Origin of the sequence: Gynurincola endophyticus, assembly GCF_003991195.1 — a bacterium.
Classification (GTDB): domain Bacteria; phylum Bacteroidota; class Bacteroidia; order Chitinophagales; family Chitinophagaceae; genus Gynurincola; species Gynurincola endophyticus.
The window spans coordinates 1-21,452 of record NZ_RCWL01000006.1; the positions used below are offsets into that span (position 1 = coordinate 1).

The window sequence follows — 21,452 nt, forward strand, 5'->3', positions numbered from 1 at the left end:
AGAATGGTTAGATTATGGTGCCCGAATGTATGATGCACAGACCGGCAGATGGGGCGTTGTTGACCCAAAAGCACATTTAATGCCTGCTTGGAGTCCGTACTCGGCAATGTTTAATAACCCGCTTATTTTCGTTGACCCTGACGGTCAATATCCGATATATTTTATTACACGGAGCTATGCACCGTTTAGAACTTTTGGCGCTCCCGGAGATAAGTTTTACGGAGATAACAGAGGACATACCTTGGATAAAGGGGCTTCTTATCGTACTATGGTATCTATTGTACATGATACCGAGCTTAGAACAACCGAAGCACACGGAGGGCGCTCCCGTTCGCATAATGAGCGAGGAACTAAGAATGCGATATCTGAAACGCAAGTAAATAATAGAACCAAAGCGGGTAGCGATTTTATTGATGTTCATTCTTACGGTAACAATGCTGCTCAAAAAGGTTCTTGGGACATAGACCAGTTTACCAAAGTAACCGCCAACATTGAAGGCAATATTAAGAAAAACCATATTTTACATATATCCGGTACAATCAGTGGCGATGATTTTCCTAACCAGGAGAGTATGATTTATGATACCAAAGGAAATACGTTATGGTTAGGAAATTTTGAAACTTCAGGAAATTCAGTTACTGGCCCTACTTTGGATTTAGCGCGAAAAAATGAGAATGACGTTCATATCAATATTGATGTGCGTATCAAGGTAAATAAAGACGGCGTTTTTCAAGGTGTGATGCAAGGCAATAAAATGATTTCTATTGATGACTGGAATAAGAAATTTAAGTCAGATGATAATAAATAAAAAATTGGGGATTGTTCTCATTATCGCCTTATTGGTGTATCTGTTACCTGAATTATTGTTTGAGAATACAATGCTGTATATAGTAGGTGGGGTAGTTGGAGGAACATTGCAAGAGGGTTTTAAATTGTTAGGTGGGAAGCCAAGTGATTATTTAGTTTTTTCGGTCTGGGTTGTCCTACTGATAGGCATCGTATTTTTGTATTACCGACTGCAAAATAAACTCCTACAATACACTTTAATTATTGTTATTGCAGCAATGCTTTATGTGGTTGATTTTTTCATTTTTGAAATGCTCCCGGATAATGCTACTGATTACTATTTGATTAGCGGAATTAGAATACTATCCAAGAGCTTGCTATTATCAGTTATCATATATTACGGTCTATACAGGAGGAATAAAGAAACTAAGACAGTAGAATAAAAAGGAGAGATGCTGAAAAATATCAAAACGCCAGGCCCCCCCCTCGCGCCGGATTTTATCCGGTGTGCATAGAATAATACTTTTTAAGTGAAAAGAATATCTGATTGTTAATAACGACAGGCTTGAAAGCCTGTCGTTATTTTTTTACACGATAGAGTAAATGTTATAGTATGGCTGATGTTGAATTTCAATATTTTTTTGTATTTTGTTAGACTGGGCTAACCCCACCGGAAGAACCGCAGTACAATCAATACCAAATAAAAACTTATATTAGTTCTTCCAAAACACTATTATCCATTTGGTTTAGTGATGCAGGGCATCCCCTTCGGGCCGAATTGTATCCGGTGTGCCAGTCATTTGATCTATATTATAAGAATACCCTCAAAAATGTACCATTATAAAGCGGCACCGCTTACAAAGCGGCGCCAGAGTATGCTATCTAATTCGCACCGGATTGTATCCGGTGTGCCAGTCATTTGATCTATATTATAATACCACTCAAAAACGTACAATTATAAAACGGCACCGCTTACAAAGCGGCGCCAGAGTATGCTATCTAATTCGCGCGGATTGTATCCGGTGCGCCAAGCTATTTGATTTATATTATAAAAATACTTACTCAAAAATGTACCATTATAAAAAGGCACCGCTTACAAAGCGGCGCCAGAGTATGCTATCTAATTCGCGCGGATTGTATCCGGTGCGCCAGTCATTTGATCTATATTATAAGAATACCACTCAAAAATGTACAATTATAAAACGGCACCGCTTACAAAGCGGCGCCAGAGTATTCCGCTAACTCGCGCCGGATTATATCCGGTGTGTAGTTAAATCTATATAAACAAAAACGATGCAGTTACCAGGCCGCATCGTTTTTTATGGTGGAATTGAGTGTGTAGCGTTACTCTGCGTGCATCGCTTTTGTATTCAATGCTGTATCTGCAATGCCTGTTAATTTTTCATCGCACTTCTTTTCTTCTTTTAATGTTTGTAACAGATTTTTCAAACATTCTTTATGTCCTAACACTTTCGCATAAGCGGCTAATGTACCGTAAGTAGCTATTTCATAGTGTTCTACTTTCTGCGCTGCAGCGATGATACCGGCATCGCGTACCGAACCCGGTTCTGTTTCCTCCATGATTTCTTTTCCTTCGTCTAGTAAGCCCTGCATGGCTTCGCATTTTTTACCCTGCGCTTTTTTCTCTAAAGCCGTGAAGCATTTTTCTAATCTGTGAACATGATTTTCAGTTTCTTTGATATGACCGGTAATAGCTGCTTTTAGCTTTGCGTTCGTGGCATTTTTCTCCATTTTGGGTAATGCCTTCGACAGGGCTTTTTCTGCCCAGTAAATATCTTTTAATCCATCTTCAAACAAATCCTGTAGTTCTTTTGCTGCAGATTTCTTGGCAGGAACCTTTGCTGCTTTTTTAGCTGTCTTAGTTCTTGTGGCCATAATAAAAATGTTTTTTAATGGTCAATGTTTAATGGTTGATGTGTTATTTATTGCAACAATGAGACCAGCCCTTTTGCTGTAATTGTTGAAACACTGCCTGGCTTACTTTTTGGACCGGTAGTTTAAAAAGAATGTATATGCTGAATGGGATATACCTCAATATCAACTGGCAAAGTCTTTTGATAGGTGATGAAGACTGGACTTTCTTATGGGAAGTGATGTTACGCACTATTATTATGACTGTTATGATTGTATTGGCTTTGAGGGTTTTAGGAAAGAGGGGAGTGAAGCAGTTGTCTATTTTTGAATTGGTCGTAATTATCAGTTTCGGATCAGCCGCCGGCGACCCGATGATTTATAAAGAAATCGGTATTCTTTCTGCTATATTGGTTTTTATTGTAATTATCAGTGTATACAGGTTGATTATGTACTTTATCGGAAAAAGTAAAACTGTGGAAAATATGATGGAAGGCCAACCGATTTGTCTGATTCGCGAAGGGCGCTTCTCTATTAAAAACTTTAAGAAAGAATTACTGGGGTCACAGGAACTGTTGTCTGAACTCCGTCTGAAAGGTGTTTCACAGTTAGGGCAGGTACAAACCGCTATTGAAGAAATATCCGGTGATATCAGTGTGTTCTTTTATGAAGATGAAGAAGTAAAGTACGGTTTGCCGATTATGCCTGATGATGAGGATAAAGCAGTACAACAATTTGATATAGAAGCTTATTACTCCTGTTCATTTTGCGGCTATACAGCAGTAAAAAACAGTTTGTCTTCTCTGGTTTGTGAACATTGTGAAAGTAGTGAATGGATTCCTTCCTCCAACAGAAAACGGGTTAATTAATGTCAAACACTTTCCAATGGAATAATGTTTGCAAAATATATACTTCTTCAATATGGTCCAATCTGCCTTACGGGAAACAGGTAATAATTTCTATTATATTATATATAACCCGTAAAAGTAGATACTATGAAACATGAATCAAAGTCAACTAACGGTTCGGAAGATCCGAAAACTAAATACCCTCAACCACCGTTTCCCAAACAAAAACAAGAATACCCTGGTGTTGAAGCTAAAATGAAACCTAAAGCTGATCATGGGCAGGATACCTATGTCGGTTCGGGAAAGTTAGAGGGTAAAAAAGCAATTATTACAGGAGGTGATTCCGGTATCGGAAAAGCAGTTGCGATTGCTTTTGCCAGAGAGGGTGCAGATGTATTGATCAGTTATCTGAGTGATGTGGAAGATGAAGATGCTGCTGATACGGCAAAACTGGTGAAAGAAGCAGGCCGGAAATGTTTGGTAGTGAAAGGAGATATCACCAGCGAAGCACATTGTAAAAAGATTGTTCAACAGGCAATGCATGAATTTGGCCAGATAGATATTCTGGTAAACAATGCAGCTTTTCAAATGGCGCGAAAATCTTTACAGGAAATATCAGCTGAAGAGTGGGAGCATACTTTTGCCGTTAATATGCATGCAATGTTTTATTTATGCAAAGCCGCTGAACCGCATATGAAACCCGGAAGTTCTATCATTAATACTACTTCAGTAAATGCTTATCATCCGTCTGATGATTTATTACCATATGCAGCTACGAAGGCTGGTATTCAGAATTTTACTGCTAATCTGAGTCAGATTTTTTTAAATGCAGAAAAAGGTATCCGCGTAAATGCAGTAGCACCCGGTCCGGTTTGGACACCTTTGATACCGGCTACCAAATGGCAGGACGCTGATATTTTTGGTGAAAATACACCTGTAGGCAGACCCGGACAACCGGCTGAAATAGCACCGGCATTTGTATTTCTGGCTTCTGATGAAAGTAGCTACATATCCGGAGCAACATTGCCGGCAACAGGAGGAAGAATCACTATTTAGGGAAGAATTGATAATTAAGAGTTAAGTTACATGGTATTATTTTGACATTGAAACATAGCTTTTGCAGATGAATAAAGAAAAGTTCCATCCTTCGTTTGTGGGCGAAGGATGGAGCTTATATCTTTACACACATAACATATATTTGCTTTTACCGTTTCCCTCTCAGTTCTTTTTCTGCTCTTTGCCACAATAATTTTGCGTACCCTTTACTGAAATCTTCGATGCTGGAAGGATTGTATGCTTCCGTTTGTACCGACCACATAAGTTCTTCAGATTTTACATCAAATAAATTGCCTTCTAAAAAATATGTTTTATCAGTAGTTACATAACCGGGATCATAGGCATAAGGAAACCAATAATTGTAATATCCCCAGAATCGTCTTCCGTAACCTACAAATGGTTGATATCCTACAGCTCCAGGTATATACCTCGTTTCACTTTCCTGATCTACTAATGTTACTGTAAAGATGGCATCGCTACCTGATTGCCTGATCTTACCTAACATATCTTCACGTTCGGGCATTTTTTCTGCGGTAAAAGAAGGTGGAAATACATCCGAACTTTTGATGGCTTTATAACCTTTCTGTGTAAGGAAATTTGCAAACTCGTCTTCCATTTTTGTTTTTATACTCTGACGACTGCTCATTACTGCAATAAAAATTGTTTTGTATTGAGTGCCTGTAGGCAGATTAGGACTAACCCAAGAACTGGTTACTTTTTGTGAAGAACTGCATCCGGATAGAACAGTTATTATAATGATGAGTAAAGTGCTTAAATATTTCATAGATGATGGTTTAATATTTAATAATGCTCGTTTTGCTGAAGCCTGAAGGCTTGTTCTGAAATGTGAAATAACTTCTTCAGGTTACTTAACAAAGTTTTTAATCTGATTATACATTTAAAAAATGATGCCCGGCTGAAAGTGATAAAAGGATGAGGATAATCTTTAATTGTAGTATATTACTCTGATTATTATTTAGTTCGATCATAAAGTATCGCTTGTAAGAGAAAGCTGTTGTATGTTAATTTTTCTGAAAACAACAAATCCTGCAAAACATTCTGCCAGATAGGGCTAATATAAAATGCGTGAATACGATTGGTTAAAAATGAATATAGAAGATTCTTTTTAAGCTAATAAAGCCCATAAGCATAAAAAATTATATATTTAGGGGGCTAAATTGATGCTGCTGAATATCAGTAAATATCTTTTTTAGTAGTTAACCTGATTAGTACCATTATAACCTGCATTATTGAAATCGAAGGCTTCAGACTGTTATTGTACCCGAATATTCCTGTTTTTCTTACTCTTAATATCAGGTAATAGTACGCTTTTTGCCCAACCTGTTCAATATAGATTTAATAGCATTGGTTTAAACCAGGGTGTTTCCAGTAACAGAATTACTGCTATCACCGATGATCATCAGGGCTTTTTATGGTTTGGTACTGCATCGGGATTAAACCGCTACGATGGATATTCTTTTAAAGTATTCCTGAATAAGGAGGGCGACAGTACCAGTATCAATGATAATTTTATAGATAAAGTGGTAAACGGCCCATTAAATTCTCTTTGGGCTTACACTCCTAAGGGTTGGAATAAATATGATCCTAAAACGGAGCAGTTTGTATCACGCCCTAAAACGTTTCTCTCTTCGATAGGTGTTCCGCATGAGTGGTTTAAAACAATTGTAACAGATCCGAAAGGTAATTACTGGTTTGTATTTGCGGGTGAAGGTTTATTCCGCTATGATACTTTATCAAAAAAAACTGATACGCTCAATAAATGGGGCGGGGCATTCCCGCTTTATTCAAGTAATATCAGTTCAGTAGCTTTTGATAAAGAAGGTAATATCTGGATGGTTTATTCGGAAGGTGTATTGGAAAAAAGGAATTATGCCGACTACCGTTTATTGAGCAGAAATAAATCACTTAATCATACTTCTTCAGCAGAAGTGCAGTATCAGTTATTCTTGGATAATGATAACGATGTGTGGCTATATGTACCGGGAAAAAATCAGGGTGTCTGGTGGTACCAGCCAAAAACAGATCAACTCATCGCTATTAAAAGTAATTCAGGAAAACTCTCATTAAATAATGATATTGTTAATGGTATTGTACAGGATGAATCAGGAAATATCTGGATAGCGACCGATCATGGAGGCGTTAATCTGATTGATAAAAAGAGCGCAACCGTTCAGTATCTGTACGGTTCCAATAGTAAGATTTTAGAGACCGCTATTAACTCAATTTTTAAAGATGATCAGGGTACTATCTGGATAGGTACTTTTAAAACAGGCATTCATTATTTCAATGTTGATAAATCAGCGTTCTTACTTTTTCAACATAACGATACCGATCTCAAAAGTCTTCCTTACAATGATGTTAACTGTTTTGCCGAAGATAAAAAAGGAAATTTGTGGATAGGTACGAATGGTGGCGGCCTGCTTTATTTCAACAGAGAAACCAATACTTATAAACAGTATCTGGCTAATTCTGCTGATAAGAACAGTCTTTCCAATAATGTTGTTACCAGTCTTTTTGTTGATCAGGAAAACAAACTCTGGATTGGTACTTACTTTGGCGGACTGAATTATTTTGACGGTCATAGTTTTGTTCGGTACAAGCATGTAGATAATGATCTTTATAGTATCTCTGATGACAGTATCTGGGAAATTTATGAAGACACGCAGGGACGTTTATGGATCGGTACCCTGACTAACGGACTGGAGCTTTTTAATCGAAAGGAAAATAAATTCTACAGTTTCAGAATGCCACACACATTCCCTTATTCAACCAATTCTATCGCAGAAGATAAAAACGGTAATATCTGGGCAGGTGGTACTGCCGGTGTGGAAGTGTATAATAAAGAAGGAAAATTAATCCGTCATATTACACATATTGAAAATGACGCACACAGTTTAAGTAATAGTACTGTGTTGGATATTGTAGAAGATAAAAACGGTTCTATCTGGATGGGTACCAGAGATGGATTAAATCTTTACAACCCGCAATCTGATCAGTTTACCCGCTACCGCCGTGAAGACGGACTTCCTCATAACACAATACTCAGAGTTTTAAAAGATCATCTGGATAATCTTTGGTTGAGTACACCTAACGGATTATCGAATGTAAATATTAACCGGCAAGATTCAAAACTGACCGTTCAGTTCAGAAACTATGATGAAACCGATGGACTGCAAGGCCGTGCTTTTAATGATGATGCTGCTTTTATAACCAGAGCAGGTGAGCTGGTTTTTGGAGGAAGTAACGGGTTTAATATATTCATGCCTCCGGCTGCTGCTGAAAAAAATTTTTATCCTCCGTTGACTTTTACCGATCTGCAATTATTTAACAATAGTGTTCGCGTCGGACAAAAGTATGATGACCGTATTATCTTACCTCAGAGTATTACCACTACTGAAAAACTTGTATTAAAACACGATCAGAATGCTTTTGCGGTAGAATTTGCTGCATTGCAACATGTAGATGCCCGAAAAATAACTTATCTCTATCGTTTACAGGGTTTCAATGATACGTGGATCAGTACCGATGGTAACAACAGAAAAGTAAGCTTTACCGGTTTAAATCCTGGTATCTATACTTTGTCGGTAAGAGCAAAAAATGAAAATGGCGACTGGTTACCTCAAACGGCTAATCTTGAAATCAGAATATTACCGCCGGTATGGGCAACCACCTGGGCTTTTTGTTTATATGGCTTATTAATTATATCTGGTTTGCTGTATGGCAGATACAGGATTATTCGTCGTACTCAACGAAAATTCATTAAAGAGCAGCAGGAGTTGGAAGAACGTCGTAAGCATGAATTAGATGCCATGAAAGTACATTTTTTTACAAATGTCAGTCATGAATTTAAAACGCCTTTGGCATTAATACTTACTCCGGTTGAGAATTTATTAAAACAACCTTTTCCTGAAACAGAACATCGTCAGTTCAATTTAATTCACCGAAATGCCCGCCGTTTATTAAACATGGTGGATGAGCTACTTGATTTTCGTAAGCTGGAACTGGGAGAACTTAAACTCAATAAAAAAAACGCCTGCATATTCAGGTTTTGTAAAGATGTTTACGATTCTTTCTCTGATATTGCTGAACGGAAAAATATAAACTTTTCTTTTCATGCTGAAGAGCAGGAACTGATTATGAGTTTTGATCCGGATAAACTGGAGCGTGTACTTTTTAATCTCTTAGCCAATGCGTTTAAATTTACACCGGAAGGAGGAGATGTTTCTTTACATATAAAAACATTACATCCAAAGAACACAATTGAAATAAGAGTGAGTGATACTGGTATCGGTATTCCTTCAGACAGGCTCGAGAAAATTTTTGAAAGATTTTTTCAAAATGAACTGCCCGGTTCTATGATTAATCAGGGGAGTGGTATTGGTCTTTCAATCAGTAAAGAATTTGTACGTTTACACAACGGTTCTATCCGCGCTGAAAGTGAATTGAATCATGGTAGTGATTTTATCGTAGAGTTACCTGTATTATTATATGAAGAAGAAAAATGGCAGCCGGTATCATCTGCCGGAACTACTGAAGTAAAAGAATTAAAACAAACTACCGGTATTAAAGAAACGGAACAGCTTAAAAAGCGGCAGCAGCCCAGAAAAACGATTTTGCTCGTAGAAGATAACGAAGATTACAGATTTTATATAAAAGACAATCTCAAAGAACACTTTATTGTAATAGAGGCTTCAAATGGTAAAGAAGGCTGGCAGAAAGCATTATCTGAACACCCCGATCTTATTGTCAGTGATTTGAACATGCCCGAATTCAGTGGTATGGAATTATGTCGTAAAGTAAAAGAAGATAAACGTACTTCTTTTATTCCTTTCATTTTGCTGACAGTGGTTAGTTCGGAAATCAGCCAGTTAAAAGGTTTGGATATGGGAGCGAACGATTACATCACCAAACCCTTTAATATCGAGTTGTTGATTTCAAAAATCCGCAATCTGTTGACCCAACAGGATAAGTTTAAAGAAACCTATCAAAAGCAGGTCAGTGTGGTTGCCACAGAACCGGTGACGGCTTCCACAGATGCAGATTTTGTTCAGAAAGCACTGGCTTTTGTTGAAAAAAATATATCTAATCCGGAATTGTCGGTACAGGAATTAGGCCGTGAAATGTTGCTGGGAAGAGCCACTCTTTACCGGAAATTATTTACACTTACTGGTCAGACACCTGTTGAGTTTATCCGGTCGATCCGTTTACAAAGAGCCGTTCAACTGCTCGAAGCCAGACAATTAACTGTTTCGGAAATCGCCTACGAAGTAGGTTTTAATGATCCGAAATACTTCACTAAAGTGTTTCGGGAAGTATATAATTTAACTCCTTCTGCTTATCAGGATTCTCATAAAAAAGAGAAGGATAATTCGTGAGTTTTTATTTTTATTATTGATAATCATACATATATGAAATAGGGGGAAACATTTTTCCCCCTATTTTCTGCAAAATTTCGCCCTTCATACCTACCTCATCCTTTTAATTTTGTTACGTTCTGCGCTCTCTCACGGGATGAGAACAGAGCCGATTTATTTTCAACTTAAAACTAACTTGTTTTATGATCTGCTTGCCAATTGACAGTCCTCCCGGCTGTCCTGCACGTGCACAAGTACCTTTGCTTAAAAGCGTCTTTCTTTTATTGCTCGTTTCGGTTTCAATGAACCTGGCGGTAGCGCAAAACCGTATCGCAGGCAAAGTTACTGATGATAAAAATAACCCGTTGACGGGTGCGAGCGTGACGGTAAAAAACAAAAGTATCGGAACTTTTACCGACAATGAAGGCCTGTATTCCCTGGCCGTTTCTCTGAACGACACTTTGATTTTTTCATCTGTAGGTTATCAGATGAAGGAAGTTCGCGTAACTTCTTTCAACGACCTGAATGTTCAGATGGCGCTTGAAAACAGCCAGATGGAACAGGTGGTGGTGGTTGGATTTGGCCGCCAGAAGTTACCAACGGTGACCGGATCGGTAAGTGTAATCGGAGGAAAAGAACTGGTTCAAACGCCAGTTGCCAACGTCAGTAATATGCTGGTGGGTATGGCCCCCGGTATTACCGGTATACAGAATAGTGGTGAACCCGGCCAGAACGCTACAATGCTCCGGATCAGAGGTATCGCTACTTTGAACGGCTCAAATCCGTTGGTGGTAATTGACGGGGTGCAACAACCCGCTGAAAATCCTTTTACCATGCTGAATGCAATTGATGCGAATGATATTGATAATATCAGCGTATTAAAAGATGCGTCAGCTACCGCGGTTTTTGGTATCAGAGGTGCAAACGGTGTAATCATCGTTACTACTAAAAGAGGCCAGTCCGGCCGCCCTTCTTTCAGCTTTAGTATGAACAGAGGGTATACGAATCCTACTTCCCTGATGCCGCTCACCAATTCATATGACTTTGCAAGCAGCAGAAATGAGTCTATCAGAACCTTACAGGCTTCTGGTAATAATTCATATGATAATATGTTGTTTTCTGACGATGAGCTCTGGAAATTTCAGAATAACAGAGATTATACGAACGCAGAAATCGATGCGATGAGCCATCTCAGCGCTGAACAAAAAGAAAGATTGAGAAATAGTCCGGCTTTATATTATACCAGTCATGACTGGTATAAAGAGCTGTTCAGTGGAACAGGTGTACAGAATCAATATAATCTGAATGTATCAGGCGGTAGCTCTAAATTCAGATACTCCAGCTCGATCGGTTATTTTGACCAGACGGGTATTCTGAATTACACAAAAGTGGCCGGCGCAAATGTAGATCCGAAATACTCAAGATATACTTTCAGAAATAACTTCGATATCAACGTTGTTAAGAATTTACAGTTAAGCGTTAATATCAGTGGTCAGTTTCTGACAAATAAAGTTGCTAATCCAAAATCAGACAACTTTAGTAACGTAGAATCTTCAAACCTTGCAGCAAGATATCAGGCGATGTTGCAAACAATGGGTTATGGTCCGTTCATTTCTCCTGGTATTGTTGATGATCGTATTGTTTTACACTTTGCAGGATCTGACAGAAGCTTTACCAACCCTGTTGGTACGATCAGAGGTGGTAACGGTGGTTATCCGAGCCAGGTAGTGAATCCTTTAAATCTCGTAACACGCGGTTACGGAGTTTCGCAGGGAACAAACCTGAGCACACAGATGACATTGAAACATACCATGGACTATATTACTTCCGGGTTATCTTCTCATTTTACCATGGCTTATGATGATAACTATTCGAAAGGATATACCGTAACGCCTGGGGTGCCTACCTATTCTGCTTACCGCAATCCTGCCGATCCTGAAAAAATAATTTTTGTGGGTGGAGCCGTAAGTGCCGATAATACATTAACCGATTATTTGTTTAATGCAAACTTCAGAAAAACATATTATGAGGCAGGATTGAATTATACTCAGAACTATGACAGACACAATGTAACCGGACTTTTACTGGGGCATGCACAGAAATATGTGGCAAATGGTTTAGCTTATGGTACTCCTTCAGGTTTAATGGGTTTGGTTGCCCGTGCTACCTATAATTATGATGAGCGTTATCTGATTGAAGGAAACATGGGTATAAACGGTACAGAACAGTTTGCTCCTGAAATCCGTTTCGGATTTTTCCCCGCAGTGTCTGCCGGATGGATTATATCTAATGAATCTTTCTTTGGTAATAATTCCTGGTTCACATTTGCCAAAATACGTGGTTCTTACGGAGAAGTGGGTAATGATCAGATTGGTGCTATCCGCTATCTGTACCTTCCGAACTCATGGAATATGTCTGATGGTGGAAATGGTTACTACTTTGGAAGTACAAACGGTACTACTACTAATCCGCTGGTTTCAGGTGCTTATGAAGCATCACTGGGTAACCCTGTGGTAACCTGGGAAAGAGCGAATAAAACAAATATTCAGTTAGACCTGCGGTTTTTAGATGACAGGCTATCTCTTTCTGCAACTTATTTTGCTGAAAAAAGAAGAAATATTCTGGTACAGCCAAGCATTATTCCCGAGAGTTTTGGTGTAATAGGTGTTCCTGCTTCTAACCTGGGAGAAGTAAGTAATCAGGGTTGGGAATTTGAGTTAGGATGGGATGATAAAATAGGTAATGATTTTAGTTATTTCGTTAAAGCAAACTTCTCTTATGCCAGAAACAAGATTGATTATATGGCTGAAGCACCATTCCCGCATCCATGGATGAATCAGACAGGATTTATGATTGGCCAGCCTAAAGGATTAATTGCTGATGGGTTTTATAATACGCAGGAAGAGCTTGCAAACAGACCGCTTAATACTTTTAGCCCGCTGGCTGATCTGGGAGATATCAGATACAAGGATATTAATGGCGACGGAAGAATTGATGTAAATGATCAGGTGCCGATCGGATACCCGACTTTCCCACTGATTTCTTACAATACAAGAATTGGATTCTCTTATAAAAACTTCAATCTGTCGGCATTATTTATCGGTACAGCCAAAGGTTCATATGATATCAGCAGAACTTATTATGGCGGAAACAGAATTGTTGAAGCGGTAAATGATGGTCGCTGGACGCAGGAAAAATATGAGCAGGGTGCGGATATCAGTTATCCGGCAATGAATGCTATCACTGGTGTTTCCGAAGCCTCTAAACTTTCCAGTACATTCTGGTTGCGCTCAACAGATTTTGTAAGATTAAAAAATCTTTCTGTTAGTTATTCTTTCCAGAATATTAAAGCTTTCCAGAGAGCAGGTATCAAAGCCGTGAATGTTTTCGCAAATGGAAACAACCTGATTACCTGGACGAAACTGGTGGATGGTATCGATCCGGAATCTACCAGCCAGTCGAGTAACGGCTATATTTTTCCATTGATTAAAACCTATAATGTAGGGGTGAATCTTTCATTCTAAAATAATGAAGTTTATGACTAATAATAAAAAACAACATTGGTCAAAATGTTTGTTTGCCACAATAGGAATTGTTTTTTCATTAAGTATCACTTCTTGTGAAAAAGACTTTTTGCAGGTACCCCCTGGTAGTAATCCTACCATTGATACAGCTTTTAGCAACGCTACCAATGCGTATAATGCAATAGCCGCTGCTTATTTTGCATCACTTCGTCAGGGATTAAACTGGGCAGGTTATTATGCGCCCAGTACCGATGATCAATTGGCTGGTAGCCAGGCTTTCTGGGTACAGATTCCGGGTAGTGTAGCGTCAGTAGCTATTCTGGGAGGAGGGTTTACTCCTAATAGTAACAGCCAGGACATGGGCTCGAACGGTGGTTATGGAAATGATGGTTATACTGACAATTTCAGAGCTATCAGAAAAGCATATCTGGTAAAAGAAAATATTGACAATGTTCCAAACATGAGTGCGGAAGATAAAGCAATCGTGAAAGCGGAAATGCAGGGATTGGTAGCTTATCGTTACGTACAGATGTTCATTATGTATGGTGGAGTACCCATTATTCCTGAAAGTTTTCCTTTAACCTCTCTGAATGACCTGGATGTACTGGCTATTCCCAGAGCACCGCTGAGTAATCTGCTGGATACAATTATTACCTGGTGTGACGAGTCTGCTGCAGTATTACCTTCAAGATGGCCTGATAATTCATTAGGAAGAATGACTAAAAGCGCTGTACTCGCTATCAAAGCGAAAGCATTAATGTATGCCGCACGTCCTTTATTTAATACGGCTACTCCGTATCTCAGTCTGGGTGGTAATAATAATCTTATCTGTATGGGCACTAATGACCCGAATCTTTGGAACAGGGCTTTGGCTGCAAGTGAAGCGGTGATTGCGGAAGCGGAAGGTTACGGAGGTCTGTCGATTATTAATACCGGTAATCCTATGGCTGATTATGGAACAGCAACGTCTACCCCAAGTAACAGAGAAGTAATTCTTGCTTTTAAACAACAGGTGGCTTCTTCAGGTGGTGCCGGTCCTTATAATATTTTTAATGTAGTGAACTATCACTATCAGGCAAATGGTTCGGTTTTATCAACCAGCATGCTCGAGAATTATTATAAAGCTGATGGTACTGATCAGACATGGCCTGCTTTAGGACAGAATCAGCCTTTTGCTGAATACCTTACTAAGTTCCAGGAAATGGAACCAAGAATGAGAGCTGACTTTAACGGATGGGAAATGCAGGCAGACAATAACCCTGGTGATCCGTTCTGGCATATGACCTCACATTATAAAGATGTGAATCACTTTGGAGCTGGTCAGCCTACCAAGTTCTACTATATGGCAGGAAGGAGAGAGTGGTTTGATTTTCCTCTTTTCCGATTAGCGGCTTATTACCTGAGTTCTGCTGAAGCTTATAATGAAACCGGTGATCCGGTTCGCGCTTTACAACGGTTGAATATTGTGCATGAACGTGCGGGACTTCCTCCCGTTACTGAAACCAATCAGGATCTTTTAAGGGAAATTATCCAACGTGAATGGGCAATTGAATTCATTCAGGAAAAATACAGATTCAATGACCTTAAGCACTGGAAACATCCGGATATCGCTAACGGAATTATTGGTGGTCCGATCCGTTTCCTCGCGTTCAATAATGGTGGCGATGCTTTGGCAACCGGTAATGTCAATTACAGCAATACTGTAAGATATAATGGATACTGGCATTCAAAACAATTCCTGAATCCATTCCCGCAAAGCGAAGTAAACAAAGGATATCTGGTTCAGAACCCAGGATATTAATGTGCAAATTCATAATCATAGAAGACTCAGCTATATGAAGAAATATTTGACTATAAAAGGAATTAGCCTCTTAATGCTGGCAATATTCACCGGAGGTACTTTTACAGCTAACGCACAGTCGGCTTCAAAAGATACTACAAAGAATACCAGCGGCAATTCTGAAAATAAATATGAACCGGGCCCTTTATTACAAATACCGGTGCAAAGATCTATTGCTTCTCATTCAACAGTTTCAGGCGAACTGTTGACTAAAACACCTGTATCCAATATAACTAATACATTATACGGAAGACTGAACGGTCTGATGGTGATGCAGAATAATGGTCAGTTAGGATATGATCAGGCTTCGCTGATGATGAGAGGTACCGGAACCTATGACAATTCAACCGTTGTTTGTTTTGTTGATGGCTTTCAGGTAGATATCTCTTTCTATTTTCAATACCTCGCTTCAGGTGAAATAGAAAGTGTAAGCCTGCTGAAAGACCCTGTTACCCTGGCTACTTTCGGTATGAAAGGTGCTAACGGAGTACTGTGGGTTACCACTAAACGCGCAACTGCCGGAACTTTCAGGGTTGACGCAAATATAGTATCTGGTGTGCAGCAGGCAACCAAACTACAAAAACCTTATGATAGTTATAATTATGCAAGACTGTTTAATCAGGCTGTTAGTAATGATAATTATGCACTGAATGGAAACCGCTATATCTGGTCTCCTTCTTATTCAGAAGCTGAACTGGAGGCATATAAAAATGGTCAGGGAACAAACGTTGACTGGTATAATGAAGCATTACGCAATACAGGTAACTATACCAACGCAAATGTAAATGTACAGGGAGATATTAATGAGTTATCACGTTATAATCTGTTTGTAGATTATCTGGGAGAAACCGGACTGTTTAATGTTCCGAAATCATCTGATGTAGCTACTAATTCAGATTTGCGACGTTTTAATATCCGCTCAAACGTAGACCTGAAATTCTTTAAAATTTTTGAGGCAAAGGTAGATCTGGGAGGAAGAATTGAAAGCTACAGGCACCCGATGAGCAGTAACAATTATGATAATGCGGCTGCTTTCTGGAGAGAACTGTCTACTTATCCGGGTAATATTTATCCTGTGCGCGATGCGGCTACCGGTAACTGGTCTGGTAATACTTTATATCCCAATAACCCCGTAGCGCAACTCAACTCAACCGGACTTTTTACTTCACATGACAGAACCTTACAAGGTAATTTTATGCTGAAAGAAAACCTTGACTTTGTTACGAAGGGATTATACCTGAGTCAATCCGTTTCATTTAATACCTGGTCGAGAGTAATTCAGAATAAAGTAATGACCTATGCGCGTTTCTTCGAAGGAAATCAGGCCACTTCAGATAGAACTACACCTATTGACTTTCAGGATAATCAACCATACGGACAATTGACCTGGCGTCAGTCGAACCTGGTTGCAGGTTATAATCGCACTTTTAATGATCATGCTGTAACAGCGGCAATTAACTACTATGCCAGTGATATGATTCCTGATGCGAATGAAGATGCTTCAAGATTGTCGTACCGTTTTCAGAACCTTGGCGGCAGAGTAAACTATGCTTACAAAAACAGATATATCGCTGAACTGGGGTGGGGATACAGCGGATCAGATTCTTATGCCCCGGGAAACCGTTGGAAATTTTATCCGGCAGTTTCGCTGGGATGGATTGCTTCTGATGAGGATTTCCTGAAAAATAACAATGTCATCAGTTTCTTAAAATTAAGAGCTGCTGCCGGTAAATCAGGTAATGACCAAACATTCCAGGGACGTTATCTCTATCAACAATATTACAGATATGTAGCAGGAAGTGTTACTGGCAACAGTAATTTAAATTATAACAATGGCATCAGCCTCGGGCGTATCGCTACTCCTGACATTACTGCTGAACAAAGCATGAAATATGAAGCAGGTTTTGATCTTACATTGTTGGGTAAACTTACTGTGAATGCAGCCTGGTTCCTGGATAAAAGAAGCGGAATCATTACAAGAAATAATCTGGTTCCGGGATACCTTGGCTATACCGGTGCCGATATGTTACCGTTCCAGAATATCGGTAAAGTAACCAATACCGGCGTTGAATTCGGATTGAATTATGCTGATAAAGCAGGTGACTTTCATTATTCAGTGGATGTAATGGGAACTTATGCTAAAAATAAAATAAATTATCAGGCTGAAATTCCAAACAAAAATGACTTTTCGAATACAACCGGATTACCAATCGGTACTCCGATAGGTTTAATTGCTGATGGTTTATATCAACTGGAAGATTTTAATAATGATGGTACTTTGAAAGCAGGGTTACCAGTGCCGGCTTTTGGTCCGGTACAACCTGGCGACATTAAGTATAAAGATCTTGATAACAACGGATTCATCGATAATACAGATATTACTAAAATTGGTAATCCTGAATATCCTAACTTCTATTACTCTTTCAATCTGGCATTTTCTTATCGTGGATTCGATCTTTCCGCATTGTTTCAGGGAGCATCAGGACTTAGTGTGAATCTGTTAGGAGCTTCTTACAATCAGGTCGTTCCATTTGTAGGTAACACCAATATTTATCCTCTTGCAGGAAATGCATGGGCTTATTATCCTGATCAGGGTATCGATACAAGAAACACTGCTGATTTTCCAAGGTTAACAACAGTAAGTAATTCGAATAATTATACGAATTCTACTTTCTGGATGAAGAATGCAGACTTTTTAAGATTAAGAAATATTCAGTTAGGATACTCTTTACCTGATAATATACTGAAAGAGCTGCATCTTACCCGATTGAGAGTTTTTGTTACTGCAGTAAATCCTGTTACCTGGTCTTCATTCACTAAAGAGTATGGATTTGATCCGGAAGCAACTGCCGGGTATCCACCTATTAAATCATACAGCGCAGGTGTATCGTTAACCTTTTAAAAATGAATGCTATTATGAACTTGCTATATAACAAAACTACTAAAGCGGCATTAGCTTTCGCTTTAATTGGTGCAACAGGGTGCAGTAAAGATTTTCTGGATACAAGGCTGGATACGCAACCTGTTCAACACAATGTTGATCAGAACTATACTACTATTATTCAGCTCGCGAATGCGCCTTATGCGTACATGCAGCAGATTAATGAATTCAATGTATTAGATGGTAACCTGTTTGCCGCAGTAACGGATGAAGCGGTACAAACAAACAGTGTAGGAAATGTTTACCTCTTTAATAATGGTAACTGGAATCAGTTTAATAATCCTGACGACAGATATAATAATTATTATTCCGGAATTTTTGCCGTGAATTACTTTTTAGAATACCTGAATAAAAATGGTGGTGATTATAAAGCATTGCTGGCTTTAAACAGAGATACCATTACAGCAGATACCAGATTGAATTTTGAGAATGATATAAAACTGATGGAATGGTCAATTCCTGAAGCGCATGTGTTAAGAGCTTACTTCTATTTTGAATTAATCAAAAGGTACGGAAGTGCTCCTTTACTTACACAAACTTATGCGATATCAGAACGACCATCAGTAGCAGCATCCTCTTTTGAAGATGTGGTAAACTTTATTATTACTGAAATAGATACTTATAAAAATGATCTGCAACCTAACTGGAAAACTTCGGCTTTCAGTAATTATGACGGAAGGTTTACCGTCGGTGCGGCACTGGCTTTAAAAGCACGCGTGTTGTTATATGCAGCAAGTCCTTTGCACAACCCTTCAAACAGCGCTGCTAAATGGGAAGCTGCAGCAGCAGCTGCAAATGAAGCACTCGTTTTCGCCCGCAGAACAGATAATACAGGAGGTAATAACCAGCTGGATGCTGATTACAGAAACTACTTTCTGGGAAGTAATACGCTCATGAGTAACGAAACAATTCTGGCTATAAGATATGCTCCTGATAATAATCTGGAAAGAGCAAATTATCCTATAGCAACCGCCGGTGGTAACAGTGGAATTACACCTACGCATAATCTGGTAAGCGCGTATGAATTCACAGGACCGGAAGTTCCGGGAAATCCATACGCAAACCGTGATCCGAGACTGGGTTATACTATTGTTACAAACGGCAGTACCTGGAACAGTAGAATTATTAATCAGGCTCCCGGTGGCAGCGATGATATGAAAAGAATCAATGCAAGCAGAACCGGATATTATCTAAAGAAGTTTCTGGTAGATAATGCAGATCTGATTAATAATGCGCAGTTTCAACACAACTGGCCGGTATTCCGTTTCGGAGAATTGTTACTGGTATATGCTGAAGCGATGAATGAAGCTTACGGACCTGATAATAATAATGGTTATGTGTTCACAGCACGTGAAGCTATCAATATGGTTCGTTCAAGACCGGGAGTTAACATGCCTGCGGTAACCGCGGCAGCTCAGGGTGATTTCAGAGAAGCTGTAAAACATGAGAGAAGAATAGAACTCGCTTTTGAGAATCACAGATACTGGGATCTTATTCGCTGGGGAAATGCAGCTGATATTCAGAACCAACCGGTAACCGGCGTTGAAGTTACACGGCATGAAAGTGTATTCATTTATACTCCGAAAGCTGTGCAGAACCGGGTATTTGTTAGCCCTAAGATGAACTTTTACCCTTTCCCTCAGTCTGAAATCAATATTTCTAACGGCGCAATTGTACAGAATCCGGGCTGGTAGTTCAACAATAACTATCCGGAGCTCATCGGTACAAAAAATAAAAAAGCTGAATTATGAAACTTAAAAATATAAGCGGTCTTACCAACTTACTGCTTGCAGTATTACTGATCTTCACTTCTTGTCAGAAGGATGATTCGGCAAAAGATTATGGGTTTTCTCTGATATATATGCCTCAGAGCATTAATACGGCAAGTGAAGTGGACAGGCTTTATGCTGTTCCCAGGTCATCTAATAATGCAAGCCCTACCGGAATGAATTATATGGTAGATCCGGTAAATCAGACGACCAATATTATTCTGGGAGTAGCGCTTTCCGGTTCTGCAGCTGGTGCTTACAGCGTAGATGTCGTTGTTGATAATAACCTGACACAGGAACTGATCAATACAGGAAACTTCGGTGCCAACTACATCCTGATGCCAGATACCGGTTATTCAATTCCGGCAAAACTGGAAGTTTCCGATAAAGGATATGCAACTTTTAACCTGTCTGTAAAAAATACAGTGATTGTAGATCCGGCTTATTTTGGAAAACACCTGTTACTGGCAGTTACAATAGCGAATCCCAGTCAATACGAAATTCAATCAACGCGTGCTACAACTATTGTAGATCTGGATATAGAAGCATTATTCCCGAATGCTACCGGTACTTCTGAAATCAATGTGGAAGAAGGCATAACAGTCACCATCACCGGACAAAACCTTGATCAGGTTACTTCATTGAAATTTACAGGAACTGATATAACCATTCCTGTGGTTTCGCAGAAATCAAACGAACTGGTAGTAACAATGCCTGAAATGAATGCATTCAACAGAGGGTCGATTGATCTGGTAACACCATTCGGTACTACAAAATCTTCTTTTGAATTGGTGAATGTAAATAATGCCATGCAGGTGTTTACAGACGGTTATGGAATTAATATTGGCCCGAATACAGACGGTGATGATTACGGTTCTTCTCAGGCGGTGAGTACTACTGTTGCTAAAAGAGGAAATGCATCACTGGCAATAACTTATTTCGGTAATAATTATTCTCCCGGCGGTATACTGAATGGGGAAGGGTTTATTAATGACGGTTATCAATACATTACTTTCTGGGCAAGAAGTACTACCAACGGTACGGGTAACGAAGGTATTCAACTATCGCTGATGGGTAGTGGTATGCCTGATGGATATGGAAATGACTTTGCGGGTGTTGGTATCGTAGTGTCGCCGCAATGGACATATTACAAAATACCTATCGGCCCGGGTTCCGGTAAACCCATGTGGAACAACGGTAATAATTTCAGAAAATTCGGATGGAGATTGAACAACTGGAATGTACCTGATAATGAAATAATTTATTTTGATGATATCCTGTTTGTGAAATAATGGATGAGTGCGAAAACAGGTTTATACTGTAAAAGCATTTGCAGATGCTTTTACAGTATGCCTGAAAATAATTTTGAACCTACAAAAAAAGAATGTCGATTAATTATGACTAGAACAATCTTTTGCTTATTACTTGCTACATGCATGTG

Annotated in this window: 12 protein-coding genes; 10 read left to right on the plus strand and 2 right to left on the minus strand. The window is 39.2% G+C overall.

Annotated features, from left to right (window positions below; all coding sequences use genetic code 11):
- Positions 1-808 (plus strand): RHS repeat-associated core domain-containing protein (locus D9O48_RS11885; protein WP_199750566.1); only part of this gene is annotated, 808 nt, incomplete at its 5' end.
- Positions 795-1,229, plus strand: a complete 435-nt coding sequence (locus D9O48_RS11890) for a hypothetical protein (RefSeq protein WP_126973206.1) — start codon at positions 795-797, stop codon at positions 1,227-1,229. The genes D9O48_RS11885 and D9O48_RS11890, both read left to right, overlap by 14 nt.
- A gap of 901 nt (positions 1,230-2,130) precedes the next feature.
- Here D9O48_RS11890 and D9O48_RS11895 read toward each other — a convergent pair.
- The gene (locus D9O48_RS11895) at positions 2,131-2,682 is read right to left on the minus strand and encodes a YciE/YciF ferroxidase family protein (protein WP_126973207.1); all 552 of its coding nucleotides are present in this window, start codon (positions 2,680-2,682) and stop codon (positions 2,131-2,133) included.
- Positions 2,683-2,819: 137 nt separating this feature from the next.
- Here D9O48_RS11895 and D9O48_RS11900 point away from each other — a divergent pair, with 137 nt between their 5' ends.
- Together D9O48_RS11900 and D9O48_RS11905 are read left to right on the plus strand one after the other, a co-directional pair.
- Positions 2,820-3,527: a DUF421 domain-containing protein gene (locus tag D9O48_RS11900; RefSeq protein WP_199750567.1), complete on the plus strand. Its 708-nt coding sequence runs from the start codon at positions 2,820-2,822 to the stop codon at positions 3,525-3,527.
- A gap of 126 nt (positions 3,528-3,653) precedes the next feature.
- On the plus strand, positions 3,654-4,562 hold the full coding sequence (locus D9O48_RS11905) for an SDR family oxidoreductase (RefSeq protein WP_126973209.1): 909 nt from the start codon (positions 3,654-3,656) through the stop codon (positions 4,560-4,562).
- Positions 4,563-4,710: 148 nt separating this feature from the next.
- On the opposite strand, the gene D9O48_RS11910 is transcribed toward D9O48_RS11905, so the two are convergent.
- Complete coding sequence (locus tag D9O48_RS11910; protein ID WP_126973210.1) at positions 4,711-5,346, minus strand: hypothetical protein; 636 nt, start codon at positions 5,344-5,346, stop codon at positions 4,711-4,713.
- Between the two features lie 466 nt (positions 5,347-5,812).
- On the opposite strand from D9O48_RS11910, the gene D9O48_RS11915 reads away from it, so the two are divergent.
- The 6 genes from D9O48_RS11915 to D9O48_RS11940 all read left to right on the plus strand — a co-directional run bounded on the left by D9O48_RS11915 (position 5,813) and on the right by D9O48_RS11940 (position 21,303).
- Positions 5,813-9,958 (plus strand): hybrid sensor histidine kinase/response regulator transcription factor, encoded by a 4,146-nt coding sequence (locus tag D9O48_RS11915; protein ID WP_126973211.1) that lies wholly within the window; start codon positions 5,813-5,815, stop codon positions 9,956-9,958.
- A gap of 182 nt (positions 9,959-10,140) precedes the next feature.
- The gene (locus tag D9O48_RS11920) at positions 10,141-13,461 is read left to right on the plus strand and encodes a SusC/RagA family TonB-linked outer membrane protein (RefSeq protein ID WP_126973212.1); all 3,321 of its coding nucleotides are present in this window, start codon (positions 10,141-10,143) and stop codon (positions 13,459-13,461) included.
- A gap of 13 nt (positions 13,462-13,474) precedes the next feature.
- Positions 13,475-15,262, plus strand: a complete 1,788-nt coding sequence (locus D9O48_RS11925; protein ID WP_158624881.1) for a RagB/SusD family nutrient uptake outer membrane protein — start codon at positions 13,475-13,477, stop codon at positions 15,260-15,262.
- A gap of 34 nt (positions 15,263-15,296) precedes the next feature.
- Positions 15,297-18,203, plus strand: a complete 2,907-nt coding sequence (locus tag D9O48_RS11930) for a SusC/RagA family TonB-linked outer membrane protein (RefSeq protein ID WP_126973214.1) — start codon at positions 15,297-15,299, stop codon at positions 18,201-18,203.
- A 14-nt stretch (positions 18,204-18,217) separates the two neighbouring features.
- Positions 18,218-19,936, plus strand: a complete 1,719-nt coding sequence (locus tag D9O48_RS11935) for a RagB/SusD family nutrient uptake outer membrane protein (RefSeq protein WP_126973215.1) — start codon at positions 18,218-18,220, stop codon at positions 19,934-19,936.
- 53 nt (positions 19,937-19,989) lie between these two features.
- Complete coding sequence (locus D9O48_RS11940) at positions 19,990-21,303, plus strand: BT_3987 domain-containing protein (protein WP_126973216.1); 1,314 nt, start codon at positions 19,990-19,992, stop codon at positions 21,301-21,303.
- Positions 21,304-21,452 lie beyond the last annotated feature (149 nt).